The organism is Shewanella sp. 6_MG-2023 (genome assembly GCF_030547195.1).
Taxonomy (GTDB): Bacteria; Pseudomonadota; Gammaproteobacteria; order Enterobacterales; family Shewanellaceae; genus Shewanella.
Window position 1 is genome coordinate 87133 of sequence record NZ_JAUOQU010000016.1, and the last position, 20338, is coordinate 107470.

The 20338-nt window shown below is 42.7% G+C and carries 13 protein-coding genes; 7 read left to right on the forward strand and 6 right to left on the reverse strand.

Going from position 1 to position 20338, the window contains the following annotated elements; all coding sequences use genetic code 11:
- Positions 1 to 6: 6 nt before the first annotated feature.
- The 4 genes from Q4533_RS11155 to Q4533_RS11170 all read right to left on the reverse strand — a co-directional run bounded on the left by Q4533_RS11155 (position 7) and on the right by Q4533_RS11170 (position 7758).
- A complete protein-coding gene (locus Q4533_RS11155) occupies positions 7 to 3030 on the reverse strand; it encodes a TonB-dependent receptor (protein WP_303502745.1) in 3024 nt (1007 codons plus the stop codon).
- A gap of 716 nt (positions 3031 to 3746) precedes the next feature.
- Positions 3747 to 4751 carry a LacI family DNA-binding transcriptional regulator gene (locus tag Q4533_RS11160; protein ID WP_102439783.1) on the reverse strand — a complete coding sequence of 335 codons (1005 nt, stop codon included), beginning with the start codon at positions 4749 to 4751 and terminating at the stop codon, positions 3747 to 3749.
- A gap of 251 nt (positions 4752 to 5002) precedes the next feature.
- Positions 5003 to 6322 carry a glycoside-pentoside-hexuronide (GPH):cation symporter gene (locus tag Q4533_RS11165; protein ID WP_303502746.1) on the reverse strand — a complete coding sequence of 440 codons (1320 nt, stop codon included), beginning with the start codon at positions 6320 to 6322 and terminating at the stop codon, positions 5003 to 5005.
- A 104-nt stretch (positions 6323 to 6426) separates the two neighbouring features.
- Positions 6427 to 7758 (reverse strand): GH1 family beta-glucosidase, encoded by a 1332-nt coding sequence (locus tag Q4533_RS11170; RefSeq protein WP_102439785.1) that lies wholly within the window; start codon positions 7756 to 7758, stop codon positions 6427 to 6429.
- 397 nt (positions 7759 to 8155) lie between these two features.
- Here Q4533_RS11170 and Q4533_RS11175 point away from each other — a divergent pair, with 397 nt between their 5' ends.
- From Q4533_RS11175 to mak, 5 genes are all read left to right on the forward strand, one after another.
- Complete coding sequence (locus Q4533_RS11175) at positions 8156 to 9328, forward strand: sugar MFS transporter (protein WP_303502752.1); 1173 nt, start codon at positions 8156 to 8158, stop codon at positions 9326 to 9328.
- Between the two features lie 76 nt (positions 9329 to 9404).
- Positions 9405 to 12065: an exo 1,3/1,4-beta-D-glucan glucohydrolase gene (locus Q4533_RS11180; RefSeq protein WP_303502747.1), complete on the forward strand. Its 2661-nt coding sequence runs from the start codon at positions 9405 to 9407 to the stop codon at positions 12063 to 12065.
- A 172-nt stretch (positions 12066 to 12237) separates the two neighbouring features.
- On the forward strand, positions 12238 to 14388 hold the full coding sequence (locus Q4533_RS11185) for a glycoside hydrolase family 16 protein (RefSeq protein WP_303502748.1): 2151 nt from the start codon (positions 12238 to 12240) through the stop codon (positions 14386 to 14388).
- A 338-nt stretch (positions 14389 to 14726) separates the two neighbouring features.
- Positions 14727 to 15512: a 3'(2'),5'-bisphosphate nucleotidase CysQ gene (gene cysQ / locus Q4533_RS11190; RefSeq protein ID WP_303502753.1), complete on the forward strand. Its 786-nt coding sequence runs from the start codon at positions 14727 to 14729 to the stop codon at positions 15510 to 15512.
- Positions 15513 to 15639: 127 nt separating this feature from the next.
- The gene (mak, locus tag Q4533_RS11195; protein WP_303502749.1) at positions 15640 to 16545 is read left to right on the forward strand and encodes a fructokinase; all 906 of its coding nucleotides are present in this window, start codon (positions 15640 to 15642) and stop codon (positions 16543 to 16545) included.
- Between the two features lie 80 nt (positions 16546 to 16625).
- Here mak and Q4533_RS11200 read toward each other — a convergent pair whose 3' ends face one another.
- Positions 16626 to 17480 carry a PA4780 family RIO1-like protein kinase gene (locus Q4533_RS11200; protein WP_102439790.1) on the reverse strand — a complete coding sequence of 285 codons (855 nt, stop codon included), beginning with the start codon at positions 17478 to 17480 and terminating at the stop codon, positions 16626 to 16628.
- A gap of 257 nt (positions 17481 to 17737) precedes the next feature.
- Between Q4533_RS11200 and Q4533_RS11205 the strand changes: the two genes are divergently transcribed.
- The gene (locus Q4533_RS11205; RefSeq protein ID WP_303502750.1) at positions 17738 to 18217 is read left to right on the forward strand and encodes a GNAT family N-acetyltransferase; all 480 of its coding nucleotides are present in this window, start codon (positions 17738 to 17740) and stop codon (positions 18215 to 18217) included.
- A 16-nt stretch (positions 18218 to 18233) separates the two neighbouring features.
- Here the strand turns inward: Q4533_RS11205 and Q4533_RS11210 are convergent, their stop codons facing one another.
- Complete coding sequence (locus Q4533_RS11210; RefSeq protein ID WP_102439792.1) at positions 18234 to 18893, reverse strand: methyltransferase; 660 nt, start codon at positions 18891 to 18893, stop codon at positions 18234 to 18236.
- Between the two features lie 192 nt (positions 18894 to 19085).
- On the opposite strand from Q4533_RS11210, the gene Q4533_RS11215 reads away from it, so the two are divergent.
- On the forward strand, positions 19086 to 19364 hold the full coding sequence (locus tag Q4533_RS11215) for a hypothetical protein (RefSeq protein ID WP_102476198.1): 279 nt from the start codon (positions 19086 to 19088) through the stop codon (positions 19362 to 19364).
- Positions 19365 to 20338: the final 974 nt, after the last annotated feature.

Here is a 20338-nt window from a genome sequence, read left to right on the forward strand (position 1 = left end):
TACACATTAGAATGTGTAACGCGCACCTAAGCTATAACGTGCACCTGTTTGGGTGTAGTTAAGTACTTCTGTGTACGAACGACCATGGGTACGGGTGTTTTCGTTGGTAATATTAAGACCTTCGAAGAACACGGTTAAGCCTTCTACTGCCGCAATGTCATAACCGATATTAAAATCAAGTTGTGAGTATTCTTCAGTATAAGTGGGGTTAGCACCAGTATCATTGCCGGTAGAGTTTAAGAACTCATCACGCCAGTTCCACGCTAAACGTGCTGAGAAACCATAGTCTTCATACATAGCAACAATGTTGGCAGTATCACTGATATTCGTTAATACTTTTTGTGGCGCATCAGCTGCACGAGAGACACTGTCAGGGCGACCTAAGTTAGTATTATCAAAATCATCACCGGCATTAACTAAGGTGTAGTTAGCTTGTAAACCAAAGCCTGACTCACCAAAGAAGTGCTGTACTGCAAATTCCCAACCATCAATCACAGAGCTTTCATTGGTGTTTGTTGGCGCGGTGATAATGAAGTTTATACTTGGGTCACCAGGATTACCGGTAATTTCAATATTGCCATTATCAGGATTTATCGTAACGTTTGGATCTGTTGCACCGTAAGTGTCATAAATCCACTGACGTTGTTCATTCGCTGTTGTTGCCCCTGCAGCAATGGCTTCTTGAACGTATACCCCATTTGATGGATCTGGAATCTCATAAATGTCAGAGTTATAAGCGTTATTATCAATAAAGTTAGTCACATCTTTTCTGAAATAACCTACTGAAACATAACTGGCATTGTCATAGTACCACTCAGCTGAAAAGTCAATATTTTCAGACTCTAACGGCAACAAGCTTGGATTACCTGCTTCGCCACTACCACCGCCACGGTTTGCAAGTGTGCCAACTGTGGTACCACCTTGTATCGAGATATAATCAGGGCGACCAATTGTTTCACTGTACGCAGCACGTAACATGACATCTTCTACCACTTCAATATTGAAGTTAAAGCTGGGTAAGAAGTAATCATATTCACCCGTTTGGTTTTGAGTCACTCGATTGTCATTCCCAGAACCACTGCTTCCAAGGGCAATCTCAGTTTCCGCAATCCAAGTTGCTTCATCATATGATGAAACAGCAGAGTTTGATTCAACATCTGTTTGCTCATAACGGACACCAAAGTGAACGTCAAACGGCATGTCACCTATGTCGCCTTCGTAGTTATATTGGATATAAGCTGATTGAGACTCTTCTTGTGTAAAGCGGTTAGTATCGCTGGCGTAATCTGTTGATGGGCAGAAACCATTACCACAATCACCAATTGCAGTTGAACCATATAATTCAGCAGCGCGGGCACGAACTGCTTCAAAGTCCCATAAGAAAATCACATCTTGTGGGTCAATAGATGCTGAACCTTGATAATCTGAGAAGTCACCTTGTGAACCGTCAAATTTATCTTGCACGCTGCCTGCTGGGAACCAAGCTGGGTCAAAGTCCCCTTCAGCGCCAACGCCGCCCCAGTCATTACGTTGTACGTTTACGGATTGCGAAAGGTTGTTTACGTCAGTTGCTGCAATACCAAAGTCAATGCTACCGGCTTCTTCAAAGATGTAAGTACCATTAATTTGTAATTGGTCAATTTCTGATTTATTACGAGCATTACCAAATACCGAACCAGTTACGCGCATGTCTTCTGGGCGAACTTGATTACCGCCGCCGACAGCAAGTACAGGTACATCACCAGTAAAGTCAGTTGCCGCACTAGTACGAATAAACGCTGCAGTACTTAAGTTACTACTACTACCGTTTTTATTGTTCGGTGAGCGTTCTGCCACAGAGCTATGGTAATCCAATGATAAGAATAAGTTATCAGTTGCATCCCACTCTAAGTTAAAGCCAATTGAACCACTTTCATCACGAGTACCATAATCGCCTGCCGCCATAGATAAATCGGCGCCGCCATCAGGATAGATTTCAGAGTAAACTAATGGCGAAGATACTGGCCCATCAGACCAAGTACTTTCTTGAGTTGGAACAAAGTTAAACCATGCCGATACATCATGTGATTGAGTATCGATGTCGTTTTGCATGTAAGTGTAATCTAACGTAGCACGAAGAGAATCGATTGGTTCGTACTGCAATACTAACTGACCGTTGGTACGGGCACGTTGTTGCTCTTCAAAACGGTAGACTGTGGTTTGCGGTACCGAGTAAACATCGCCTTCACCTGGACGGTTAATTTGATTGTCATCTTTTGGTACGCCGCCCCACTCAGCATTGCTGCCACCCCAATCTTGGTCAACAATACCAGGGAAGCTACGCCAGCCGGTACCCACTTGGGCTTGCTGATTACCGCTTTCACGTTCTTGATAACTGGCTGAAATTGAGATACCGAATTTGCCATCAGCAAAGGTATTTGAGTAAATACCAGAAAGTTCAGGCGTGATAGAGCCTTCATCGGTAGAAGTATCATCTACGGCTTTCACGCCGAAACTGGCTTTTAAACCAGGAGAGCTTAACGGGCGATGAGTTAGAACATTGATTGTTGCGCCCATACCACCAGTTGAGTTTTTAGCTTGGCTAGTTTTTTCAACTTCAACAGCGCTAATGGCTTCTGAGGCAATGTTGGCAAAATCAAATGAACGAGAACCGGTTGTCACAGGCATTTGACGGCCATTGAGCATCACTAAGTTTTGGTCTGGACCAAAACCACGCACAGAAACGCGGCTACCTTCACCGTTTTGTCTGTCAATTGATACACCAGTAATACGTTGTAAAGACTCTGCTAAGTTACTGTCCGGGAACTTACCAATATCTTCTGCGTTAATTGCATCAACAACACCGTTAGAGCTGCGTTTTAAATCCATCGATTTAATTAAGCTACCACGGATACCAGTGACCTTAAGTACTTCGATGTTTTCATCGGCAACAACTTCATCTGCTGCAAATGCTGGCATCATGGTACTTGCGCTCAGTACTACCGACAAGCTAGTGGCAATTCTGGTTTTTCTAAATGTTCTAGGTTTCATCTAAGTCTCCCCTCGACTTCGAATTCAGGCTACTACTCTCTGATTTTTTATTCGGGTTACGATTAATTCGTAACGTTCTTTATTCATCATTTTGTTAGCGCTTGGTTAAGGCTTTGTGTAAAACACTATGTAAGCGCTTACATAAAACTAGATTAATTTGTTAACAGCGTCAACATTATTTAGCATAAAGATTACAACTCATTAACCATTTTTTTTGTGAAAATGTTAGGGGTTTCCAGTAAGTTATTGTTATTAATCTGGTAAATTGTGTTTCTATTGCTTTTTTAAAATAGTTAGATAAAAATATTTTTTGTGATAGCGCTTACATAAATTTGTAAAAATATGTGCTTGGGAGCTGTTTATTGCCATAAATGGAAGCTGATTCTTAAAAACGTACAATTGCAGCTTTAGTGAACAGTGTTTAGCTTGGCTTTAGGGGGGATTTTTATCAGTTAATTAGGCTGTTAGAGAGTAAAAAGAGTAATCTAGATTGATAATTAAAAAGCTCAAAAAATGCCGCAATTGCAGCGATAAAAACGGTATTTGGCAGGCAGCATTAGCGATAGGGCTGACGATTAATGAGCTTACTATTGAGGATTGCTGACTTATAGGTTTAAAAGATTAGCGTGTGCGGGTACTAGGAGGGTTATAACCCAGTTGTATCAGTGGCTATATCACCACTGATAACAATTAATATGCTGTGCTTTAGTTATCATCTATTTGATTGGCGCTGTCGCAGAGTTTCTAACCACCAGCTGAGGAGTAAAGGTATTTTCTACATTGGCGCTGGTATTATTATAAACATGTTTTAATACCCAAAATGCCGCCATTTTACCCATTTCGTGGATTGGGTTATTAACCGTGGTGAGCTTCGGGGAGATATATTGCGGGAAAGGAATATTATCGTAACCCACAAAAGATAAGTCTTGGGGGATCTTCATGCCGCGTTCAAGACAAACAGCAATAGCACCAGAGGCCATTTGGTCATTGGCACATACCACAGCAGTAAAGGGTTTATTGACGCTAAGTAAGTGTTCCATCGCCAAACTGCCACTGTGCTCTTTAAAGTCACCCTCAAAGCACAATTGCTCATCAAACTTGAGATCAAATTCTGTTAATGCCCGTTGATGGCCACGCAAGCGGTCCTTGGCATCGAGTTTAAATTTAGGGCCTGAGATATAAGCAATAGCTTTATGTCCATGGCTGAGAATGTGTTTAGTGGCTAAATAGCCACCCAGTTCATTATCTAAGTAAACGCAGGCATCACTGATTTCTTCAATGTAGCGGTTAATTAATACAATGGGCGTTGGGCCTTGGCAAAGCTTTATAAGGTAGTCATCGTCTACAGCTTCAACATCAAGAATTAACGCATCACAACCGCGACTCATTAAAAACTCAACGCCTTCTTTTTCTTGGGATTCGACACTATGACCAGCGGCAATAATAACGTGTTTATTGGCCGTTCTGAGGGCTGTTTCAATTTCGGTCATCATAGGGCCGTAATAGGGGCCATCTAATTGAGACACTAACACCCCAATACTGTTTGAGCGGTTAGATGCTAATGACTGCGCGATAGAGTTAGGTCGATAACCCAATTGCTCCATTGCGCTTAATACTTTTTGTTTGGTCTTGTCGCTGACTTTGGTGTTGTTATTCATCACTCGCGACACAGTCGCAAGTGAAACACCCGCCAAGACAGATACATCATATATTGTTGCCATATATCCCTATTTAAGCTTTCCGTATTAGATAATCATTTAAGCGGCGATTAGCCTACCATGAACTATTTAGCATAATCACTAAAAAAACCTTCACTTAGTGCTTAATTCTTTATTTTATGTGGCAATAAAGCCTTAAACCTTCAGCAATACGGATTTTATATTGATATTTGTATTCATCATTATCGAGAAGCAGTTAACGATATTCAATATCTCGAAGTAGCTAATTAGTTAACTACTTCTTATTTAGCTATTTATTTAGTGATGGCTAAATGCACTCTTTCAACTTCCTGATTATCAAGAGTGTACCAGCGCATAACCACAGCCACGATAATTGAGCCAATAGCAGGGTATAAGGTAAATGAAATTAAAATGCCCTGTTTAGTGGTTTCAGTTAACTCAGTATCAGCTTGATAGCCATACATTGCCAGTAACCAACCCGCAGCAGCACCGCCAATTGCCACCCCTAATTTGATGAAGAAAATAACCGATGAATAAATCATCCCGGTAATTCTTACCCCAGTTTTGAATTGGCCATAATCAACCGCATCAGCCATTTTGGCCCATAGTAGCGGGGTACCCATATTAAAGGTAAAGCCCCATAGAATATAAAGCGCAAAGGCGAGTTCCACTTGCTCACTTGAGACAAAATACGCGGCGACGCATAAAATGGCGGCAATGATTTGAATGGTGATATAGGCTTTTACTTTACACACTCTTTTAGCGAGTGGTTGCGCCAAAATACAGCCGAAAATATTTCCAATCATGCCTAAAGTAATAAACCAGGTGATCATGTCTGGTAAGTTGAGGTAATACTTGACGTAATAAATCGCTAAACTGGTTTTTAAAACCATGCCAGATAATAAGCAAATTGCTGCCACAGAAAGCACGCGCCATTGGTCATTTTTTAATAGGTTTTTGAAATCTGCTTTAAGCGTCGAATTTTGATCTTGCGGAGGATGTAAGCGCTCTTTGGTGCCGACAAAACACAGTAAGAACATGATCACGCCAAGAAAACTCATGGCGGCAATGGTCAGCTGATAACCTTTGGCTTGATCGCCTTGGCCGAAAAACTCAACTAATGGTAGCGTCAATCCTGACACCATTAATCCGCCTAGCATGGCAAAAACAAAACGATAAGATTGTACTGACACACGCTCTTTAGGATCGGCAGTTAACACTCCGCCCAAAGCGCAATAGGGAATGTTAATGGCGGTGTAGACCATCATTAACGCAGTGTAAGTGACGAAGGCATAGATCATTTTGCCTTCTTCAGCTAAATCAGGTGTCGTAAAAGCCAGCACACTGATTAATCCAAAGGGTAGCGCAAACCACAGTAAGTAAGGCCTAAACTTACCCCAGCGGGTATTGGTTCTGTCGGTTAAGGCGCCCATCAAAGGATCGGTAATCGCATCAATTACCCTAACTGCTAGGAACATGGTGCCGACAAAGGCCGGTGAAATGCCAAAAATATCAGTATAGAAAAAAGTTAAAAATAGCATTACGGTCTGAAACACAATATTGCTGGCGGTATCACCTAATCCATAGGCTATTTTTTCTTTAACGCTAATCATGCGAACCTCTTCCGGGTCATTATTATGGTTGTGCTGTTTTTAGTTATCGGCTTTAAATATTGTTCTAGTTAACTTAGATGTGGTGCAAAGTTAACCCACAGTCTTTATTGACGTTGACTGATAAAGTCGCGATAAGCTAAGCCACTTCTTTTAATGGTGCGCTGCTGAGTTTGATAATCAACATACACGATTCCAAAACGTTTTAAATAGCCTTCAGCCCATTCAAAGTTATCCATTAAACTCCAAGCGAAATAACCGACGACATTAACGCCTTGGTTAATTGCATCATTTACAGCGTTTAAGTGAGCTTGGTAATACTCAAGACGATCTAAATCATCAACTTGGTTATTAACAATTTTATCGTCCATGGCGGCACCATTTTCAGTGATATAAACAGGCGGTAATGTATATGTACTATTTAAACTAGTCAGTAAGTCAGTAAATGCACTTGGGTAGATTTCCCAACCTATATCGGTTTTAGGGGCATCTTTCATATCAACTTGAACAAATTCATTTTTATCACAAGTGCTATAAACTGCGCGGGTATAAAAGTTAATCCCTAAGAAGTCCAGTGGCTGCTTAATAATCTCCATGTCACCTGCTTGAATGTCAGGTTTATCTGCATCATCAAAATCATGAATAATTGCAGGGTATTCACCGTCCATTATTGGCTTCATATACCACTGGTTAAAATAATCATCGGCGGTTTGAGCGGCTTTTATATCGGCATCAGTGTCAGTTAATGGATAGCAAGGGGTGAAATTAAGCACGATACCGTTTAATGCATTAGGACAATTTTGTTGAATGACCTTTAAAGCCAAGCCATGGGCCAGTAATAAGTGATGGGCTGATTGACGGCCAAATGCTTTGCTGGCAAGCCCTGGGGCATGAACACCCACTTCATAACCTAAGTATGAACTGCAAAAAGGTTCATTTAAGGTGGCGTAAGAATAGACTTTGTCACCTAAAGCTTGGGTGATTTTATCTGCGTAGTCTGCAAATAAGTATGCGGTTTGACGATTGAGCCAGCCACCTTGATCTTCAATATGCTGCGGTAAGTCCCAATGATACAAGGTGGCGTAAACCTTTATACCGCGGCTATTTAACTCATCAATTAAGTTGATATAAAAGTCGACACCTTGTTGATTGAGGCTACCATCTTGCTTAATGACTCGTGGCCAAGAAATTGATAATCGGTAGGCATCAACGCCTAAAGATTCGATTAATTGCACATCATCTTTGAATAATGCCACATGCTCACAAGCGTGTTTCCCGTCTGAACCATCACGAATTTTACCGGCCGTTGCACAGAAGGTATCCCATATGCAAGGGAGGCGGGTATCGGCGGCGCCTTCAATTTGAAAAGAAGCAGTTGCCACCCCAAAAGTGAACTCTTTTGTGTGCATTTTTGAATTTGATGGTAAAGATATTTTCATATTTTTCATTCGCTTAATAAGTTTTTCGCGTGTTTAGGTCAGAGTGACTTAAAAGTGCGAGTCTCAGTGTGCTTAGCAGTTTAAAATCCGATTTTTACTGCGAAAAATCGTTGACATTCGTTATCGGTATGTTAAAAATGAAAGCGCTTACATCGAGGTTAGTGATTAATTAACAAAAGGTCAATAATTGATTTACACAATCTTTGGTGTGCCTATCAATGAAAATGTTAATTTAATTGATAGTCATTTACCCAAAATAAATAACAATAAATGAGGAAATGTTATGGCTAGTGCACCTTCAAATGGGGTTGCTGAACCAATCAATAGTGATATTGGCAATGTTCATCAAACAGGAAATTTTCGTTTTGCGCTGGTGGCATTAACGTCATTATTTTTTATGTGGGGCTTTTTAACTTGCCTCAATGATATTCTTATTCCTTACCTGAAAGATATGTTCGAACTTAACTACACCCAAGCAATGTTGGTGCAGTTTTGTTTCTTCGGCGCCTATTTTATTGTCTCAATTCCCGCAGGGCATTTGGTGGGAAAAATTGGTTATCAAAAAGGGATTGTTACCGGCTTAGCTATTGCTTGTGTTGGTTGTTTAATGTTCTACCCTTCAGCAAGTTATGCATCTTACTGGATGTTTTTAAGCGCATTTTTTGTGTTAGCGTCAGGCATTACCATTTTACAGGTTGCAGCCAATCCTTATGTCAGTGCTTTAGGTCCTGCTGAAACCGCATCATCACGTTTAACCATGACTCAAGCTTTTAATTCTCTTGGTACCACAGTGGCGCCATTTTTTGGCAGTTGGTTAATTTTAAGTAGCTTAACTCACAACAGCGATCCTGCCATTGAAGCAGTACATCATGCCAGCACCGTTCAGGTGCCTTACTTGATGTTAGCGGGTGCCTTATGTGTGTTAGCGGTTGTCTTTATGATTTTAAAATTACCAGTGTTAGGGATTAAACCAACAAATACCTCAGGGACAAGTAGCGGCAGTGCGTGGAAATATCCTCATTTAGTCTTAGGGGCTGTGGGTATTTTTGTTTATGTCGGCGCAGAAGTGGGTATCGGCAGCTTTTTAATTAACTTTTTAACTCAGCCAGATATTGGCGGCTTTACTGAAGCAGAGGCGGCTAACTATATTGCTTACTATTTTGGCGGCGCAATGGTGGGTCGCTTTATTGGTGCGCTAGTGATGCAAAAAATCTCAGCAGGTAAAGTGCTGGCCTTTAATGCCACTTGTGCGGTGCTATTGGTCGCTGTTGCCATGTTTGCAGAAGGCACCACGGCGATGTGGGCCTTATTATTAGTGGGCTTATGTAACTCGATTATGTTCCCAACCATCTTTAGTTTAGCGCTACAAGATTTAAAGCAATATACCAGCCAAGGTTCAGGGGTGTTGTGCCTGGCTATTGTCGGCGGCGCGATAGTGCCATTACTGCAGGGCATTATGGCTGACAGCTTAGGCATTCAATTAGCATTTGCATTGCCGTTAATTTGTTATGCATTTATTGCTTATTACGGCTTAGTGGGTAGCAAGGCTACACGACCACAAAGCGTTTGATTTTAGAACTGTATGATTTGTATCAAAAAACTTACATAAACAAATTACATAAAAAACGATTTTAAAAGGCGTGATTATGAGAACAGTAAACTCAATGAATACATTTAAGCGATTAACGCTGCCCGCGCAGGTTTTGACGGTGTTGGTTGGCTTAAGTGCGTGTGGTCAAGATGAAGTCAAACCCGTAACGACAGAGTCTAGTAGCGAAGTTACTAGCGCAGCGGAAACTGTGGCACAAGCTTCTATCATAAAAGCAACAGCGGCAACCAATATTGATATTTGGCCAACACTTGCTATTCCATTTGCTAAAGATGTTGTCCTTGAAACGCGTATCGATAAGCTGATGGCGACCATGACCTTAGAGCAAAAAGTCGCGCAAATGATCCAGCCTGAAATTCGCGACATTACTGTGGAAGATATGCGTAAATACGGTTTCGGCTCTTATTTAAATGGCGGCGGTGCTTATCCAAATGATGATAAACATGCCACGCCATCAGACTGGATTGAACTTGCTGAAAAAATGTATCAAGCGTCGATGGATGACAGTGTAGATGGTATTGCGATACCTACTACGTGGGGCACAGATGCAGTCCATGGCCATAACAATGTCATTGGCGCGACTTTATTCCCGCACAATATCGGTTTAGGCGCAGCCAATAATCCTGAGTTAATTAAGCAAATAGCTGCCATTACCGCCAAAGAAGTCATGGTAACCGGTATTGATTGGGTATTTGCGCCAACAGTGGCCGTTGTAAGGGATGACCGCTGGGGTCGTACTTATGAAGGTTATTCTGAAGACCCACAAATCGTAAAGTCATACTCTCATTCAATTGTTGAAGGCCTGCAGGGCGCCGTTGGCGAAGACTTTTTATCAGACCAGCATGTTATTTCAACCGTAAAGCATTTCCTTGGCGATGGCGGCACTGAAAAAGGTATCGATCAAGGCGATAACCTAGCGACTGAGCAGGAATTATTTGATATTCATGCCCAAGGTTATGTGGGCGGCTTAACTGCAGGAGCACAAACGGTGATGGCATCTTTTAATAGCTGGCATGGCAGTAAAATTCATGGTGATAAATATCTATTAAACGATGTATTAAAAGACAAAATGGGCTTTGATGGTTTTGTGGTTGGTGACTGGAATGGTCACGGACAAGTGGCAGGTTGCACCAATGAGTCTTGCGCACAGGCCGTCAATGCTGGTTTAGATGTGTACATGGTGCCAACCAGTGCTTGGAAGCCTTTGTATGAAAATACCATTGCCCAAGTCAAAAACGGTGTGATTGCGCAATCTCGTATCGATGATGCGGTGCGCCGTATTTTACGGGTAAAAATCCGCGCTGGGTTATTTGAAAAACCAAGCCCTGCTAATCGTGCCATTTCAGGTAAAACTGAGTTAATTGGTGCCAAAGAGCATCGCGACGTTGCCAGACAAGCTGTACGAGAATCGTTAGTGTTGCTGAAAAACAATAATAACATTTTACCTATTTCGCCTAGTGCCAAAATCTTAGTGGCAGGTGATGCTGCAGACAACATCGGTAAGCAATCGGGTGGCTGGAGTATTACTTGGCAGGGTACTGATAACTTAAATGAAGACTTTCCTGGTGCAACTTCAATTTATGCTGGTATTGAGCAAACGGTTAAAGCTGCAGGTGGTCAAACTTGGTTAAGCGTTGATGGTGCATTTGAGGCTGCGAATAAGCCCGATGTAGCGATTGTGGTATTTGGTGAAGAGCCTTATGCCGAAGGCAATGGTGATATTGATAACCTTGAATATCAGCGTGGTGATAAACGTGATTTAGCTTTACTAAAGTCGCTTAAAGCCCAAGGTATTCCTGTGGTAGCAGTGTTTATCAGTGGCCGTCCTATGTGGGTCAATGCTGAGTTAAATGCATCTGATGCATTTGTGGCAGCTTGGCTTCCTGGTACTGAAGGTGACGGGGTGGCTCAAGTGTTATTGAGCCAAGCTAATGGCGAGGTTAATGAAAACTTTGCAGGTAAATTGTCTTTCTCTTGGCCGACTCGCCCGCAACAAACCAAAGTGAATGTGTTTGATAAAGACTACGCGCCTTTATTTGGCTATGGCTATGGCTTGCATTATGGCGCTGACATCAACACTGAGGTTCCGAGTAATGTGGTCGCTAACACCTTATCTGAAGATAACTTTGCTACCGATGATAAGCTTGAAGCATTACCATTATTTGAACGTGCTGTAAAAGCACCTTGGCGCTTGATGATAGGCACAGAAACGTCAATGGATACAGTCAGTAGTAGTATTCAGTCTAATGATGTGGTTACGCTGCGCACCTTTGATAAGCAAGTTCAAGAAGATGCCCGCTTAATTAGCTTTAACGGCTCAGGATTAGGCTTTGTGGGGTTAATTAGTAACTTCCCGCGGGACTTACGAGCTTACTCGAATAGCAATGCCGCCCTGAGCGTAATGATTAAAACTGCTAAAAAACTTGAGCAGCCATTATTACTGGGTATGGCATGCGATAGAGATTGCCGCGCTGATGTTGATATTACCGAGCAGCTTAATAGCGTCGCCATTGATACATGGCAAACCATCAGTGTTGATTTGCAATGTTTTAAAGAGCAGCAACTGGACTTTGGCAAAATCAATACGCCGTTTTACCTTTCAACGGTAGGCGCAGCAGAAGTGAGTTTTAGTGATTTAGTTATAGTGCCAAATGGCGCTGAACAAGCCACTATTTCATGTGCCACTAACGAGCAGTAATCGTTAGCGGCAGTAGGCATTCTGGTTTAAGTATTTATCAAACCTGAATGAGTTAACCCGCTAAGATCCTCTTAGCGGGCATGTTAATCCACCAATGACGTTGAGCTTACAATTGAGTTTGTAGGGCATTTTGCTGGAATTTTTTAGATATTTTGCGATTGGGGAATCAAGAATGTTCAATAGAAAATTACCGTTAAATTTGGCTCTAAGCCAGGCTTTTTCATCCGCTAAAGTCATTAGCGCGGCGAGTTTAACTGCGCTGCTGCTAATAGGATGTGGCTCAGATAATGAGACTGAAACTGAGCCTGAAGTTGAATCAGAGCAAGCGCCAGTAGACTCTGGCTCAGACTCTGATTCAGACACGGGTTCAGGGCAAGAAAACGCAAGCTGGTCATTGGTGTGGAGTGACGAATTTGACGGCGCTGAGATTGATGCCACTAAATGGAATTTAGCCCATAACTGTTATGGCGGCGGCAACGAAGAATTACAATGTTATACCCAGCGCGCTGATAACAGCCAAGTGGTTGATGGTAAGTTAGTGATTACCGCTCTGCGGGAAGATTTTAATGGCCCTGCAGTAGCATTGGGCGATCCTAATTACGATGCCAATGACACTTCAAAACAGCAGCCTTACACTTCGGCGCGTTTAGATTCGACCCATAAAGGCGATTGGAAATATGGCCGCTTTGAAATTAAAGCCAAAATGCCACAAGGTCAGGGCACTTGGCCGGCCATTTGGATGTTGCCCACTGACTGGGTTTATGGTCCTTGGGCAGGCTCTGGCGAAATCGATATTATGGAAGCGGTTAATCTGAAAGTGATCACCAATGGCGATGAGTCCCAGACACCTGAAAGCCGGGTTCATGGCACTTTGCATTATGGTAAAGCTTGGCCTGGCAATGTCTATTCTGGCGCAGAGTACAGTTTGCCACACGGCGCAAATCCTGCCGATGATTTTCATGTTTATGCCCTTGAATGGGAGCAAGATGAAATTCGCTGGTATGTGGATGATGTGCATTTTGCCACTCAGCGCTCAACGGGTTGGTACAGTCAATACACTGATGCTGAGGGGATTTTACAACAAGCCCCTGAAGATGCACCTTACAATCAAGCGTTTCACATGATCCTCAATTTTGCCGTTGGCGGTACTTGGGCGGGTAATGTCAACAACACTGGGGTGGATGAGTCGGTATTTCCACAAACCATGGAGGTGGATTATGTGCGCGTGTATGAATGCAGTGTCGCGCCAACAACAGGCAGTGGTTGTGCCACTATTGATGAGGCCGCAGCAGTGGTAGAAGGCCATCAGCCGCCAGCGATCACGACCCCCAGCACTGACATTGGCGCAGGACCAGAATTTATCATGTTTGACGATGCACTAGCCCAAGGGTTAGCGCTTGATAGCTATAACCCCGATGGCAGTATTACCTTGCAGACGCTGACAGTAGAAGGTCGCGGTGAGGTGCTGCAAATGGATAAAGTGGGCGCGACGGGTAATGCTTATTTCTCTTACCCTCCCACAGCCGATTTGTCTCACTGGGCCAATAATGGCTATTTAGTCTTTGATATTAACCTGTTATCTATCGACGATAATGTCGAGCTGCTGGTTAAAATTGACAGTGGTTGGCCTAATGTCAGTGATATTAACGTCACTCTGCCAGAGCTTAATACTTGGACTGAAGTAAAAATATCTATCGCAGAATTAGTCGCCAGTGGCAATCGGTTTTCGCCTGGCAGCGTGGCTGACTTAGCTGTGGTAGTGAATCCGTTTGTGATTGAAGCGCTAGGTAACATCAGCCTGCAAATTGATAATGTGCGCTATGAATATCAAGTAGTTGAAGTGGATGAGTTGGTTATTTATGACAATGAAGTAAAACCGCCATATAGCATAGGACATTACGCCGCTAATGGTTCAGTCGATATCGCTCAAGTTGATGCTGGTGGTGATTATGGCGCTGTAACTCAATTTAGTTTTAATACCGATGAAGCCGTGGTTTATTACCAAAGCACCGGATTAGGTCAAGATGTTAGCCAATTTAGTTTTGTTGAGTTTGATGTCAATGTGCTGACAGATCCTCGAAGCCAGCGCGACTTTAATATCAAGGTCGATTGTGGCCATCCCTGTAGCTCTGGTGACTTTGCCATTACTACGCCCGATATTGCCACTTGGACCCATTATAAGTTAGCGCTTGCAGACCTTTTTAGCCATGCTGGCTCAAGTTTAGATTTAACCCAAGTTGATACCCCATTAGTGATTTTTCCGGCTTGGGGCAATCAAAATGGGGTGGTTATGCAAGTAGATAATGTGCAGCTAACTAAATAACATTGTTTTAAATCAGTTTGAATACGAATGCAGCTAAGCCATTGTGCCTTTTATGCAAGGGGCACTTGGCTTACTATCTGTAAACGATGTTGCATATTAGTAGCAAAAATTAACTCAGAGGCGTGGCAGAGCTACCTTGATATTTATGCTAGTGAAAAGTTAACTAACATTGTTATTTCTAAGACAAACTAAATAGTTATAAATCATCTTGTGAGCAACTGGCATAATAGCGCTAAGTGATTTGAGTTAACCACAGGTTAACGTATTCATAAGGATGAACCTTGAAGGTATTTAGTTTTTCAGAGCAAGATGATGCGCAGCAGCCATTTACGAAACCGCTGTTTACCCAGCAGCATCTCACTAAAGTGGTTGAGATTGCCAAATTGGCTGGTGATGCAATTATGCAAGTGTATTCAGACACCGACTTGCAAGTAACGCAAAAACAAGATGATAGCCCAGTGACCGCTGCGGATATTGCCAGTCATAATGTGATTGTTAACGCATTAGCTCAGCAATTTGCTGACATTAAGATCATGAGCGAAGAAGCCGCTGATATCCCTTGGTCAGAACGTAAAGAATGGCAAACTTATTGGTTAATTGACCCACTAGATGGCACCAAAGAGTTTATTAAGCGCAACGGTGAGTTTACCGTCAATATTGCCTTAGTTCATCAAGGCCGCGCTATGGTAGGAGTGGTATACGCGCCGGTATTACACAAATGTTATTCAGCCATTGTGGGTCAAGGCGCATGGCTTGAGTATCAAGGGCAACAGCAACAGTTAGATATTAGCCAACAAACAGTCAGCCCTGTACCTGTGGTGGTGGGCAGTCGCTCCCATATCAGCCCTGGGCTTGAAGAGTTCCTTAAGGATGTGGGCGAGCACCAAATACAAAGTGTTGGTAGCTCATTAAAGTTTTGTATGGTGGCAGAAGGCATTGCTGATGTGTATCCAAGACTGGGGCTAACCAGTGAGTGGGATACCGCTGCAGCGCAAGCTGTCGTTGAAGGCGCTGGTGGTCAGGTAGTGCGTTATCCTGAATTAACGTCCCTTGATTACAACCAAAAAGAAAATATTTTAAATCCGTATTTTATTGCGGCGTCACCAGCATGGTTTGCAAGGTAGCTATATAAACGAGTCATTGCAAAAGTGTCTAACTTGAAACCGTTAGCCTTTTATCAGCTCAATAATAGCTATTGCGGCACACTCATTTTGGTGAATAACAGATTCTAACGATATGGAGAGAGTTACTATGATGCGCATGGGTATTGACCTTGGCGGGACAAAGATTGAAGTGGTGGCGCTAGCCGAAGATAGTTCAGAGCTATTTCGTAAACGTATTCCAACACCTAAAAACTACCCTGAAACCCTTGATGCCATAGTAGGCTTAGTTAATGATGCTGAAGCCGAAACTCAGCAAACTGGCAGTTTGGGTGTGGGGATCCCAGGGGTGGTATCACCGTTAACGGGTTTGGTTAAAAATTCGAATTCAACTTGGATTAATGGTCACCCACTTGATAAAGATTTAAGCGCTCGTCTTGATAGAGAAGTGCGGGTAGCAAACGATGCTAACTGTTTTGCGGTATCTGAAGCTGTTGATGGCGCAGCCGCAGGCAAAGATGTGGTCTTTGGGGTGATTATTGGTACAGGCTGCGGTGGCGGTTTAGCGATAAATGGTAAAGTTCATGGCGGCGGTAATGGCATTGGTGGTGAATGGGGTCATAATCCTTTGCCGTGGATGACTTCGGACGAATTTAATTCTACATCGTGTTTTTGTGGCAACAAAGATTGCATCGAGACCTTTATTTCAGGCACTGGCTTTGTTCGTGATTTCCGCCGTGCTGGTGGTGAAGCTGACAGTGGCATTCAAATTTCGCAAATGATGGCTGATGGTCATCCGTTAGCGACCCAAGCATTTGTGCGCTTTATCGATCGTTTAGCACGCTCATTGGCACACCTGATTAATATGCTCGACCCTGATGTGATTGTATTAGGTGGCGGCGTATCTAATATTGATGCGATATACACTGAATTGCCAAAAGTATTACCTAAGTATGTGGTTGGCCGCGAGTGCGACACCTTAGTGGTTAAAAACGAATATGGCGCATCATCTGGGGTGCGTGGTGCAGCATGGCTGTGGGGTAAAAACGACCACTAGGTCGATGAGTTAACTCTTGAGTATTAAAACGGCGCTATCAGCGCCGTTTTTATTTACAGTCGAAATTAAGTGTGAGGGCGTTAAAGCTCTTCAGGCTCACTAATGCGTTCGCGGCGCTCTAGTTCTTCTTCAAAGGCTGCTTGAATTTCTTCTAGCACTGAATTGACATCAGCAGCGCTGGTATCCTCTTCAAATTCACCGCTAAGCTTGGTATCAGGCAGTAAGTCGCCTTTCTCATATAAGCTCCACATTTCCTTGGCATACTTTGTTAAAGCAAGCTCAGGTGCAAACTGCGAGTAATAGCGGGTCATATTGTTAACGTCACGTTCTAGCATGACCTTGGCATTATTATTGGCTGAAGCATCGACGGCTTGGGGCAGATCGATAATCACAGGTCCATGGTCATCTTGCAGTACATTAAATTCCGATAAGTCACCATGGACGATGCCGGCACACAACATACGAGTGACATACCCCATCATGGTGGCGTGATCTTGTAACGCTTGTTCTGCGCTTAACACAATATCATTTAAACGCGGGGCCACATCACCTTGACCATCAGTGATCAGTTCCATTATCAGCACACCTTCAAAGCAGCCATAGGGGACAGGCACTCGAATATTGGCGTCAGCACATTTATACAAGGCATCTACTTCGGCATTTTGCCAGGCATTTTCTTGCTGCTCACGGCCGTAGCTGGAACCTTTTTCCATTGCACGGCTGCGACGGCTATTGCGACTTTTTCTACCTTCTTGATATTGCGCTGCTTTTTTGAAGCTCCGTTTAATGGCTTCTTTATACACTTTGGCGCAGCGGATTTCATTTCCACAGCGAACCATATAAACGGTGGCTTCTTTACCGCTCATTAATTGGCTTACGACTTCGTCAATAAGGCCATCATCAACCAGTGGTTGTATACGTTTAGGAGTTTTCATGGCGCCGTTATACCTTACTTAGGCTGAGGATGGTAGTGATTGGCTGAGTTAATGCCATATTATTGCAGCTTAATGATGGCTAGATGTCACTTTGGTACTAACCAAAGCAAATTTTAATAGCGCTAAATGATAAGATAGCCTGCAGTTACTCCGTATTATTAATGGGGTTTGCTTTGTTAATGGCCATAAATAGGAGCCATCAGGTGAAGATAAATTTGCAAACAGCGAGGCTGCTAATAAGGGAAATATCTTCTGATATGACATCGTCAGAGTCTGCATCAGAGTTAACATCGCAGTCATCCGCACTCTTGATACAGCTTATGGCGTTGTTGACACCTGCAGTGGTTAATCATCTTCCTGCTAATTTTCAGCAGCTAAACTCACTACCAGCCGCCGAGTACTGGCTTGATGAAATGCTAGCACAAAGCCGTTTATGTCGGGTTGATGCGACTGATACAGGCTTAATGATGGGATTAGTCTTTATGTATCTTGCTGATGAAAAAACAGCCCATATCGGTTATTTACTGGGTGAGCATTATTGGAAAAAAGGCTATGGAAGCGAGTTACTCACAGGAGTGATTGAATTTTCCCGGGATCAACTTCAATGGCGTAAATTAATCGCTGGGGTAGACAAAAGTAACCAAGCATCAGCTAAATTACTTTTAAAGCTGGGCTTTACCCAGCAAGCCATTACAGAGCAGAGCGTGATTTTTTATGAGTATATACTAGACTGCTAAGCGAAATTTAACTGCACTAGCTCTCTCTTGAAAAGCGCAAAATATGGCCTTTGAATTGTTGTGTTAAATAATCAGTGTGAATGGGTTTGATATGATTATGGCTAAAGCCGTATTCATCCATCTTGGTGGTGAGTTTGTTTTTTCGGCCACGACCGGGATCGACAATAACAATTTCACATTGGCGTTTGGCATGGGCTTGAATGAAGTAAGCCAGCAAGGCAATATGCTCATCTTCGTACAATAAATCACTGCCGATGATTAAATCGAACTGACCTAAATCACTGTTGTCATCAGCCCAATCGACTCGTTCAAAGTTTATCGATTTGTCGTTATTGAGTTGGGTATTTCTTAATAGAAAACCTTCAACCTCAGGGTGATAATCGGTGGCGGTAATATCATCGGCTCTTTGGTTTAACAGTAAGCTTGAAAGGCCGATACCACAACCAATCTCTAAAATGCGTTTACCTTGAGTTTGATAATCAAGCATGTGATTTGCCAGTACCATACTGGAAGGCCAGACTACCCCAAAAATGGGCCATAGCGCCGAAGAAATACCTAAGTCTTTAGCTGTGTTGTTATCGTCACTAAATTGCTGTTTATCTCGAAGGGTACATAAGTGAATATCGTTGTCACCAATTTCAATGGTGTGATAGCGAACGCGTACAGGGGTCGTCATTATTTGTCCTAGTTGGGTAGCTAAAGCTAAGCCAAATATCTAGAAAAATATAAATGACGAAACAATTGAATAACCACACTATAGTAATTTTCGATTAGCGCAAAGGATATAATCAACTAATTCGAATAAAACCTTGCTGTGCAGTGGCTACAATGGCTATCGTATAATTGATTTAATTATATTGGAGTTAATATGAAAGGACTCATCACTGCCGCGTTACTCTCTTTAGCGTCGTCTGATTGCGTTATTGCGCCGCAGGATTCATTAGCTATTCCCCTTGTGCAGCGGCAACAACTTAACAATATGGTATTAAGTAACGAGTACTTATCTGGCTGTGTTACTGAGCAATTAGCTGATATCACTGAAAAGGTGTGCCCAAAGGGTGACGCTTACTGTTGTGACAGTGAAGCGAGTATTGAGCTCACTTACCTGCAATGGGAGAACATTTACCAACATTGTATGGTGAAGTAGAGACACAGCGGATAAACCCTTACTAAGGCACTTATTTGCTTAAGCGCGCTTGGTGTTATTCATTTTCCTGTCGATGTACATTAAAGTCTGAAACTAGACAATAAAGATTGAAACTAAGACAACAAAGTTCGAAACGTCATGAGTTGTTTAAGTTGGCAGAACTCACCACGGCAAACTTCCCTAACGATTTAGTGACCCAAATCTAGTTTGCCAGTTTGAACAAAAAAGTCGTGGTGCTTCACTTATACGAGTTATAAATCGCAAGTTTTCTTTAAGTCTTTCCAAACTTTGTTTGGATTAACGTCGTGGCGCTTCGCCCCTTCTTTTGCAAAGAGCAGAGTCAAGGGGGAAAGCGCTCACATTTTACAAAATAAGCCCTTAACAAACCCTCAGGCCCCAACGAAAAATGCTGAAAATCGCATGTTTTCAACGGGGATTGATCCAGCTTTTGACTTCGCTTGTAGTGTTCTTCGGTCATATTTGAAAATGCTAACGCCTCAGATGCGCCATCCATGGCTTAACTGAGGCTATATTGGCATCCATGCCAATCTCACGCTATTTTCTTCAAAGTCCTCAATTCAAATTGAGTCGGAGGCAAATAGATTTTCTGCTTTTTAGCCTTTTTATTCCCACTAATAAAGTCAAATCGAAGAGATAATAATCCCGGTGTAGATGCAGCAGCGAGCTTCTGACCGCCAAGGATGGTGGGAATGTCATTATTTGTCTGGAACAAATTTGACCAAAACATGGCGAAGTTTCACAGTGTGAAGCGCTCTGAGCGAGAGGCATGGATGCCGAACTGGCCGTTTAACATGGATGTTATTTGTTTTGGCAGAGCTTACAGGGACCTTTTGATTTATATAAAGAATGCAGCGTCTCGCAGTTGTATCTGCACATAAGGTCGCTCTTTCACATCTGACCCATAGGGATTTGGGAAATGTCATGATGATGTCGGGAACATCATTGACCATGTG